Raw genomic sequence first — 10,101 nt, 5'->3', positions numbered from 1 at the left:
ATGCCTCAAGAACCTCTATCTTTCCAGCTCGCGGGGGCATTGTCGCGTCCGAGATGCCTCCGCCACATCAATCTCATCGGTGGATCAGGGCTGAGGTACTGCGTGTCGGTGAAGTGCGCGAGTGCGAAATCGTAGGTGCCCGGGTCTTCGAAGCGGTCCTTGTCCTGCTGTGCCGTCGCGTCGCGGGGCGACAGGTCGTCGGCGAAGGGGTCCTCGCCGGTGACCAGGACGTGGACGGTCCCGCCGTCGCGGTGCTCGGCGCCGACCGGCGCGGCCAGCACCGTGGTGTGGCCGGCCTGCCCGCGGGAGCTGGTGAGCACCGTCCAGCGCTTGGCCGCCGGGTCCCACACGCGCAGCGCCACGACCCGCTCGGGGTCGATGCTGCCCTCCCACCGCAGGATGGGATCCTGCGCGGTGCCGGCGCTCAGGTCGTAGCGCTGGAACACCACGTCACGCCCGGACGGCGTCTCGATCGTCCGGCCGTCGAGCGGCTGGAGCGACGCCAGCTGTACCGCGGCGTCGTGGGCCACGTCGAGCGTGGTCGGCACCGACGTCGCCGTGCCCTGGTAGCCGCCGGTCGGCAGGACCTGGTCGGCCTTGGTGAAGGTCGCCGTGAGCGGCACGCCGGCCGGTCCGGGGATCTTCGCCGACAATGTGGCGCCGGGAACGTTGGGGTCCCCGACGGTCGCGGTCAGCTCGGACGGCACGTCCGGGATGCTCGCGCTGGTGAAGTGGATCTCCCGGGTGGCCGTGTTGCCGAGCACGTCGGCCACGGTGACCGCGATCGTGTGCGCACCGGCGGCCAGGCCTCGGCCGATCTGGGCGCCCTGCGCGACGGCCTTGCCGTCGAGCGTGATCACCGGCGGGCCGGCGACCCCGGAGGCGTCCTTGACCTGCACCACGAGCGCGACGGTCGACGTGAGCCGCTGGCCCTCGCCCGGCACGCTGTCGGCCACCTCCGGCGCGGTGTTGTCGACGGTGAACCGCCGGGTCGAGGTCTTGTCGCCGACGACGGCTGTGATGCTGTGCCCGCCGTCGCCGAGCTTGGTGGTGTCGAGGTCGGCGCGCCGGCCGAGCGCGGGCAGCGCACCGCCGTTCTCGGCGGTGACGTCGAACAGGACGGCCTTGGTGAGCACGCCGTTGCTGCTGCTGCCGCAGGTGCCGTCGCCGATGTACACGGTCACCGGCTGGCCGGCCGGGTAGCTCGCCGAGCCGATCGTGACGGTGTTCTCGGCGATCTCGTGGCTCAGCAGCGTCGCCTTCGCGCCCGCTGGGGCGAGCTGGAAGTCGCGCAGTGTGAAGTCGTCGTAGTTGTCGCAGCCGCCGGCCTTGGCGCTGCCGTGGTCGCTACCGGCGACGAACTCGACGACGTTGACGCCGGGGACGAGCCACTCGTTCGGGAACGCGAGGTCGGCGACCTCCTTCTCCCAGATGCCGAGGTTCAGCGGGATGCCGTTGATCCGTACGACGTTGTCGAAGCCGCTGTCGGCGCCGTTGCCGCCGACGAACACCCGCAGGTGGGCGTCCGTGCCCGCGCCGAGCGTGTCGACCGTGCGGGTGGTGGGGGCGTCGGCCACGTCGAAGTGGAACTCGGCCTCCTTGTTGGCGCCGCAGGTGCCGTCGCCCAGGGCGAGGGAGGCGGCGGTCGTCGCCTCCCTCGTCACCGCGCCGCTCGTCGCGGTGGTGACCAGGTATGTCGGGCCGGCGGTGACCGTCCCGGACGTGCCCAGCGTGAGGCTCACCGACGCCCGGGTGACCCGGAAGTCGTCGTGGTTGGCGCAGGTGGCGCCGTTGAGGGTGCCGTTGTAGTCGCCGGTCTTGAGCAGGATGGTGTTGTCGCCGGACTTGAGGTACCGGTGCGGCACCTTGAGCGTCGCCGTCTCGGCGCCGGCGACGCCGTAGTCGCCGCCGAGATCGACCCGGTTGCCGTTGACGAGCAGGTAGTTGTGGTACTTCGCCTCGGCCGAGTTGCCGGCCTCGACGGTCAGCGCGAGCGTCGCGGTGCCGGCCGCGAGAGACTCCGCGTTTTCGGCCGGGCTGCCGTCGATGGCCAGCGACCGCACGCTGCCGACGCCGGGCGCGCCGGCGAGTGCGGCGATGACCGGCTGGCTGCCGCGCACGAGCGAGCCGTCGGCCGGGGAGATCTTCGGGGCACCGGCGGGCGCGTTGTTCACGGCGACGAGCGCCTGCGCGGTGGCGCCGGACCTCGTGGTCGCGACGACCGCGTGGGTGCCGTTGTCCAGCGTGCTGGTGTCGAGGTCGACGCCCAGGCCGGCGGTCGAGCCGGGCTCGCCGGAGACGACGAACGTCAGGTCCTTCACCAGCAGGTTCTTGGAGCTGCCGCAGGTGCCGTCGCCGAAACTGTAGCTGAAGGCGTTCTCCTCGCCGTCGGCCACGACGCCGAGCAGGCTGAGGGCGAGGCTGCTCAGCGGGAAGTCGTCGTAGTTCGGGCAGCGCAGGCCCTCGCCGAACGGCAGCGTCTCCACGCCCACGGCGCCCGCGTTGGTGGTGTCGACCCAGTTCGCGCCGGCGTGCACGGTGACCGTGTTGACGCCCGCGTGCAGCCAGGCGCCGGGGAACTCCAGAGAGCCGCTGCGGCCGCCGGGGATGTCCGGGAAGTAGACCCGGTCCGCCTCCGCGGTGTGGTCGTTGACGGTGATGTAGTTGTGGTAGCGGGCCTCGGTGCCGTTGCCGCCCATGTCGAACGCGAAGCGCGCGGTGCCCTTCGTCGGCGTGGCCCCGACGGCCTTGCCGTCGACGGTCAGCGCGACGACGGAGTCGTTCTCCACGGTCGGCTCGGCCTCGACGCGGACCCGCCCCTCGAGGGTCTGCCCGTCGCTCAGGTTGAGCCCAGGGGCGCCGCCGGTCAGCGGCGGTGCGTTCTCGGCGACGGCGTCCGTGGGCACAGACCCGCCGGCGAGGACGACGGCGAGCGCGATCGGGAGCGCCCGCCGTAGTCGGTGCCTCATGGTTCTCCTTTTATGTGACGGTGACGAGGTGCATCGCGGCGAAGGCGACGATGCCGGCGCCGAAGACGGTGATGCCGCCGGCGGCGAGGACGGGGGCCACGCGGGCGGCGGCGTGGAGGCGCGGTGTCCTGGTGAGGACGGTGCGGCCGGCGATCGCGAGGACGCCGACGCCGAAGAGGACGACGGCCATGCCGGCGCCGAAGGTGAGCACGAGCAGCAGCGCGAACCCGGCGCGGCCGACGAACAGGCCGGTGGCCAGGACGAGGAACGCGGCCGGTGAGGGGGTGAGCCCGCCGGACATCCCGAGCAGCACCAGCCCGGGCTTCTTCACCTGGCCGTGCTCGTGCTCGTGGTCGTGCGCGTCGTGATGATGGTGATGATCGTCGCCGTGATGATGGTGATGACCGTGCGTGTTGCGGCGGATCAGCCAGATGCCGGTGCCGATGACGAGCAGGCCCGCGACCAGCTGGAGCCAGCCGGTCAGCTGCTCCATCCGGACCAGGTCGGACAGCGAGAAGAACGTCCAGGCGACGCCGATGGCGAGCACCGACACGGTGTGCATCGCGGCGACCGTGCCGCCGAGCCATGCTGCGTCGCGGACCCGGCCGCGGGAGCCCGCGAGGTACGCCGCCGCGAGGCTCTTGCCGTGCCCGGGCCCCAGCGAGTGCCCGGCGCCGGCCAGGAACGCGAACAGGAACGCGAGCGGCGCGATGCCCGGAGCGTTGACGAACTCCTGCAACCGGCCGCTCATGCCGCCACCTGCGCTGCGCTCCGGCGTCGGCCTGAGCTGAACCTGTCACATGATGAGCGGCCCGAGCCGCTGCGCTGGCCGCTCATGCCGCCACCTGCGCTGCGCTCCGGCGTCGGCCTGAGCTGAACCTGTCACATGATGAGCGGCCCGAGCCGCTGCGCTGGCCGCTCATGCCGCCACCTGCGCTGCGCTCCGGCGTCGGCCTGAGCTGAACCTGTCACATGATGAGCGGCCCGAGCCGCTCCGCTGGCCGCTCATGCCAGTGCCCTCCTGCGCCGCATCCGGCGGCCCACCAGCCAACCGACAGCGATCGCGACCAGCACGCCGGCGACGACCGCGCCGAGCTGGATCGCGGCACTGCTGCCGGACGCGGGCACGGTGACCGGCGAGTCGCCGAGGGGCCAGTCGTGGGAGTCGGCGCCCTGGCGGTACACCGTCCGCTGCCCGTCGGGCCCGGTGGCCAGGGTCTGGTAGGCCGGGTGCAGGTCGGTCAGCGTCCGCACGGCGACCGACGCGGTCCCGACCGGCCCCGGGCAGGTGTAGTCGATCGTCACGCCCCGCTTGGCGAGGTCGTCGATCGGCTGCAGCACCCCTGGACAGACCTGACGGTTGGTCTGGACCGTGATCCGTTCGAGGAGGTACTTCGCGAACGCCGGCGCGGGCGCGATCGCCGCAGCGTCCGTGTCGCGGTAGAAGACGGCGCCGTCGAGCATGACCCGGTCCTGCGGCAGGATGCCGAGCGACACCCCGAGCAGCGTCAGGTCGTCGGACCCGCCGACCCGCCACCGCACCCGCACGACGTCGGGCCGGTCGTCGCCGAGGCCGACGGCGACGGTCTGCGGGTCGCCGAACGGGTGCGCCGCCGCCGTCCCGGGAACGGCGAACCCGGCGAGGACCGCGAGCGCCACCAGGCACACCGCTCCCCGCCACTGCCGTCTTCCGCGCGTGGCCAAGGCAGTACTCCGAATAGAGGATCTTGGTTCGCGCTGAGTCTTGCCGATCGTTGGCCAGCAGGAGGGAACACCCGGATGAACATTTGGGTCCGGCAGTTGGGTCGTGGTCCGAGGATGTGTCGCCGGCCTATGAGGTCGCCTGACACGCCGGGGGGCGACACAGAAAGGCCGGTCCTGACCCAGGTCCCGGGCGTGGTCCGACCCCCGCGTGGTCAGGGGGGGGGGTGGGGTGGTGAGGGAGGGGGTTCCCACAGCTTGGGGGGTTCGCCGGACAGATGGGGACCCCACCAACCCGTCTCTCCCCCCCCCCGGTTCCGGGCGGTCGTCAGCTCACGGTGGCGCCAGGGATGGTGGTGCGGGCGGTCCAGCCGATGCTGGTGTGCACGTACTCGCCGAGGGTGCCCTGCGAGCTGAAGTACACCTCAAGGGTCTGCCGGCTGTAGTCGTACACGGCCATCGGCGTGCCGACCATGTTGTCGGTCGAGCCGCCCGTGCCGCCGACCGCGACCGGGCCCTGCCAGCCGGAGCTGGAGGTGTACTTCTCGGTCAGCACGCCGTTGCTGTTGAAGTAGATCTCCACGGCGTTCGATCCCGGGTTGTACAGCGCGAACGGGTCGCCCTGCGTGATCGTGCCGCCGAGGTTGCGGGCGCCGCTCCAGCCGGTCCCGTTGACCCAGTAGTCCTCGGTCAGCTGGCCTGTGGTGCTGGCGTAGTAGACCTCGACGTTGGTGTTCATCGGGTCGTACAGCGCCGACGGTGAGCCGGAGGACGCCATGGCCACGCCGAGGCTGCTGTAGGCCCAGCCGACGCCCGCGGTCCACCAGTGCTCGACCAGGGTGCCGCCGGAGTTGTAGTAGACCTCGACGTGCTGGTTGCCCTCGTTGAGCACGGCGGAGGGCGAGTTGCTGATGGTGCCGCCGATGGTGGCGGAGGTCCAGCCGTTGGCCGCCTTCCACCACGCCTCGCGCAGGGTGCCGCCGTCGTTGAAGAAGACTTCGAGGCTCTGCTGCGGGGCGTTGTAGACGACGGTCGGCGAGCCGACCATCGCGGTCCCGGCGAGGTTGGAGGTGTGGTGCCAGACGCCGTCGGTGCCGTAGTAGGACTGGGCGAGCTTGCCGCCGTTGTTGTAGTACACCTCGACCGCGTTGCGGGCGGGGTTGAAGATGGCGACCGGCCGTCCGGCGGTGACGGTGACGCCGGGGCTGCCGGCGGACCATCCGTTCGTGCCCGTCCAGCGTTGGGCGACGGTGCTGCCGGAGCGGAAGTACACCTCGGAATGCGCGTTCAGCGGTGAGTAGACCGCCGGCGCGCCGTAACGGGGGAACGTCGCCGACGGCGGCGTCGGGCCCGCGGTGCCCGTGTTCCAGCAGACCTGGTTGCCCGCGTCGAAGCAGACGAAGCTGCCGTCGGGCTGCAGCACGTAGACGTCGCCGGTCTTGCCGTTGGTGCCGCTGGCCCACAGGGCGGTGCCCGCGGCGCGGGTGCTGTCCGGGTAGATGGCGAGGTTGCCGTCGGTCTGCAGGGTCAGCACGGCCGACGGGTAGCCGCCGGGGCCGTAGCTCTTGGCGGTGCCGCTCACCGGGGTGACGGTGAGCTTGCCGGCGGTGAACGACAGCTGCCCGCCGGGCGTGCTCCAGGACGAGCCGCTCGGGTGGACCGAGCCGTCGGAGTCGAGCTTGGCGTAGTCCTTCGCGCCGGAGAACGCGAGGGCCTCGCTGTGGCTCAGCGCCTTGTTCCAGGTCTCGACCTTGGAGAGCTGGCCCTTGAACCGGTCGGCGCGCAGACCCTTGTCCTGCGCGTCGCCGATGGCCGCGTTGCCGGTCGTCGAGGCGGCCGTGTTGTGCGCGACCGGGTCGCTGGACACGGCGTTGACGTAGAGGCTCATGCGGTGGGCGGTGGCGTCGTGGACGGCGGTCAGGTGCACCCACGTGCCGAGCTGGATCGGTGCGGTGAAGGTGACCTTGTCGTAGACGGAGTCCGGGTTGCCGTCCACCGACGCCAGGGCGAAGGTCCAGCGCTTGTTGGCCGGGTCGGCGTAGAGCCGGACGGTGGAGTTCTTCGTCCCGTTCTGCGAGAACACCGTGCCGGTGTAGTCGGCCGGTTTGACCCAGGCGGAGACGGTGAAGCTGCCGGCCGGCGCGACCGCGGCGCCGGGGACGCTCAGCGCTCCGGTGCCGTCGAACACGGCGTCGGGCGTGAACACGTCGTTCTCGTGCCAGGTGACGCCGGTGGTCCCGGTGGCGTGCAGGGTGCCGGCCGTGTCCTTGGCCGACGCGGCCGTGCCGGTCTTGCCGTCGTTGAGCGGCCAGATGTGCGCGGGCTTCAGCAGCGTCCGGCCGGTCTGCGCCGCGACGGTGCCGGTGCCGCCCGCGAGCCCGGACACGATCCAGGGGGTGACGGTGCCGGTGCTGTTGACGACCCACAGGTCCGGGGTGCCGTTGCCGTTGGCGTCCGCGGCCCGCAGCGTGTCCGTCTGGCTGGTGTTCCAGCCGCCGGAGCGCAGCTGGAACTGCGTGAAGGTGATGGTCTCGGTCGCCATGTCGTAGGTGAGGTTCTGCCAGAGGTACAGGCTGCCCGTGGACCGGTTCCACAGGAACAGCCACGCCCCGGACGCGGTCCGTGCGCTGGCGATCGTCCATGCCTTCCACAGGTAGTCGCCGGTGGGGGTGGCGTTGGGCAGCAGCACCGGGTCGTGGTAGTTGGCTGCGCCGGCCTGGTTGACGTAGTAGTCCAGGTAGTAGCCGTTGCCGTCGTCGTAGACACCGTCGGAGTTGGCGTCCACGCCGCTGCCGTCGCCCGCGATGCCGATCAGGTCCGGGGTGACCTGGCCGGGTTTGGTCGCGGTGCTGGCGGCGGCCATCTGGATCGGGCTGTTGCCGTTGCCGTCGTTCAGGCTGCCGGCGGCGATGCGGTGGTTGATGCCGCTCTGCTGCCCCTGCATGGGGAAGTCGTTGCCGGTGCCGTTGACCACGACGTACTGGCCGGCGGCCGGGCCGGTCGGGTAGTACGCGGCGACGTCCTGCAGCGTGGTGCCGTTGAACCGCCCGGTGAAGAGCTGCGTTCCGTCGAAGTCGTTCGGCGAGACGTTGATCGGTGACAGGCCCGCACCGTTGAGGCCGATGTTGGTGACGGTGTCGGTCACCGGGCCGGTGCCGCGGCCCGGCGCCAGCCATACGCCGGAGGCGAGGCCGTTGACGCCGCCGGGGGTGACCAGGTCGGCGAGGCCGTCGCCGGTGAGGTCGGCGTCGGCCCGTGGCGTCGCGGGCTCGGTCACATGGATCGGCACGAGCGCGGTGTTGCCGATGTTGTTGCCGGCCGACAGGCTGGTGACGCTCAGCATGCTGTCGACGCGGGTCGGGGTCACGGTGATGGTCGCGTTGCCGGTCGTGGTGGTGACCAGGCCGGGCGCGGCGCCGTCCAGCTGATACGAGTACGCGCTGGGCGCGGTGCCGGGCGGCGTGCCGATGGCGACGGTGACCGGCTGGCCCAGCTGCCGGCCGTCCTGAGGGCTGACGGTCGGCGCGCCGGTGGTGGTCGGGTCGAACCGGAAGGTGCACGGGTCCGACCAGTCACCGTCCAGGGCGCCGTCTCGGGCCCGCGCCTGCCAGGTGAAGCCGGTCACCGCACCGCCGGACTGGTCCCGGAGGGTCTGCGCGGCGACGTCGTATTTGGCGTTCGTGCCGGAGCTGGCGCCCACCGGGTTGCCCTCGTTGCCCGCGATCGTCACTCCGTCGCTGGCGCGCATCACCTTGAAGGTGACCCCGAGGGTGTCGTTGTTGCGGTCGGAGACCGGGGCGTAGAGCGAGACCAGGCCGTTGCCGATGGTGGTCGGGTTGCCGCCGCACGCGGTGGCGGGGGAGGTGAACACGCCGGTCGGCTTGTCCGGCCGGTGGTTGTAGGTGATGGACATCGACGGGCCGCTGCCGCCGGTGGCCTCGAACTCCTTGTAGTTGAGCAGGTCGTTCTCGTTGCCGGACCGGAGCCCGAACGACTGGGTCGTCTTGCCGGAGTTGACCGCGTTGACGACCGCGGAGGTGACGAGTGCGGAGACGCCCGCAGGGTTGGGGCAGCTGCTGTTGTACTTGGTCTGCAGGCTGATCTGGTCGAGGACGCTGCCCCAGTTGTAGCCGTTCCAGGTGCCCCACGCGGCGTTGTCGGGGGTGAGGGTGTTCGCGGGTGCGTACACGTTCATCGGCTGGCCGCTGGTGCTGCACTTGGACGAGTAGACCTCGTACAGGTAAAGCTTGGCCTCGCTGATGACGGCGCCGCCGAGGGTGCCGATGTCGATCGGGAAGTTGAGCACCGTGCGGGAGAAGATGCTGCTGTTGTGCCCGACCTGCAGGTGCCCGTCGGGGTCGGGGGTGTTGTTCCACCGTTTGCCGGCGTCGCCGCTGGACATGGTGGCGTAGGCGCCGGCGACCGGGTTCCAGCTCGGGTCGATGTAGACCGGGTAGACGGTGCTCGGCGAGCGGAGCAGCGAGAGGTCGGGCCGCAGCGTCAGCTTGCCGTCGGCGACGGTGACCCCGATCGGCGCGCGGTGCGCGGCGACGCCCGGCCCGGCGGTGCTCGACTCGGTGCGCTCCGGGTCGGCCGCGGCGGCGGACAGCGTGCTGGCCCCGAAGGCGGGCGTGGCGGCGTCCCACATGACCGGCGGCGCGGCGGCGAATACCGTCCGGCCGGTGCGGGCCTTCGCGTGCAGGCCGCCGTCGGCGTCCGCGGTGACGGTGAGCCCTCGCGTCGTCAGCGGCGCGGCGAGCTGCTGCAGCGCCGGGTTCGCCGCCGCGGCGGCGGTGCGCACGATCAGGACGTGGCGGAAGCCGCCCTGGTCGGTAGCGGTCACCTGGAGGTCGACGCCGGGCAGCACGCCGCTGTAGGTGGCGGTCGCCCCGGACAGTGCCGGCTTGGGCAGCTGGAAGGGCAGCGTGAGGCCGAGGCTCTGGCCCTGGCTGGTCATGGTGGCGAGCGGGCCGGAGCCGCCGCCGGAGAGCTTCAGGTCCGAAGTGGACACGGCTGGGCCCACCGAGCCGTCGGCGTTGGCGCGCAGCGTCGCGTCGAGCGGCGTCCAGGTGCCGTTGATTCGCTTGCGGACCGGCACCAGCGTCCGGTTGAGCGTGAGGGAACCGTTCGGGTTTGCCGTGAGCGTGTCCGTGGCGGTGGTGGCTGAGGGGACGGGGACCGGGGCGCCGGTCCGCCGGGCCTGGGCGACGGCCTGTCCGGTGGTCAGCGGCGGTGCCGCCGCGGGAGCCGCGGGGGCCGCCGCGGCCGGCGGGGTCCATTGTGGAGCGGCGACCAGGTAGCTCCCGGTCAGCGTGAGCGCGGCCAACACCGTTGCTGCACGGTGTGGGCGCGCGAGCCAGAACGACATGACGGTCCTTCCCCCGTTGTCATGAAACGGGAGACAGCAAACCACCGCCCGGCGTCCCCCGCT

The 10,101-nt window shown here is 71.7% G+C and carries 4 protein-coding genes; all 4 read right to left on the bottom strand.

Annotated features, from left to right (window positions below; all coding sequences use genetic code 11):
- Positions 1-5: 5 nt before the first annotated feature.
- Positions 6-2,969, bottom strand: coding sequence for a hypothetical protein (locus ACZ6TV_RS53555; RefSeq protein ID WP_465309186.1), 2,964 nt, complete (start codon positions 2,967-2,969; stop codon positions 6-8).
- Positions 2,970-2,979: 10 nt separating this feature from the next.
- Positions 2,980-3,720: a HoxN/HupN/NixA family nickel/cobalt transporter gene (locus tag ACZ6TV_RS53550; RefSeq protein ID WP_465309184.1), complete on the bottom strand. Its 741-nt coding sequence runs from the start codon at positions 3,718-3,720 to the stop codon at positions 2,980-2,982.
- Positions 3,721-3,974: 254 nt separating this feature from the next.
- Positions 3,975-4,628 (bottom strand): hypothetical protein, encoded by a 654-nt coding sequence (locus ACZ6TV_RS53545; protein ID WP_465309182.1) that lies wholly within the window; start codon positions 4,626-4,628, stop codon positions 3,975-3,977.
- A gap of 370 nt (positions 4,629-4,998) precedes the next feature.
- Positions 4,999-9,999: a LamG-like jellyroll fold domain-containing protein gene (locus tag ACZ6TV_RS53540; RefSeq protein WP_465309180.1), complete on the bottom strand. Its 5,001-nt coding sequence runs from the start codon at positions 9,997-9,999 to the stop codon at positions 4,999-5,001.
- Positions 10,000-10,101: the final 102 nt, after the last annotated feature.

This window comes from Dactylosporangium sp. NPDC051087 (assembly GCF_055586325.1).
The sequence above is the reverse complement of the archived record's forward strand: the minus strand, read 5'-3'. Positions and strand labels throughout refer to the sequence as shown.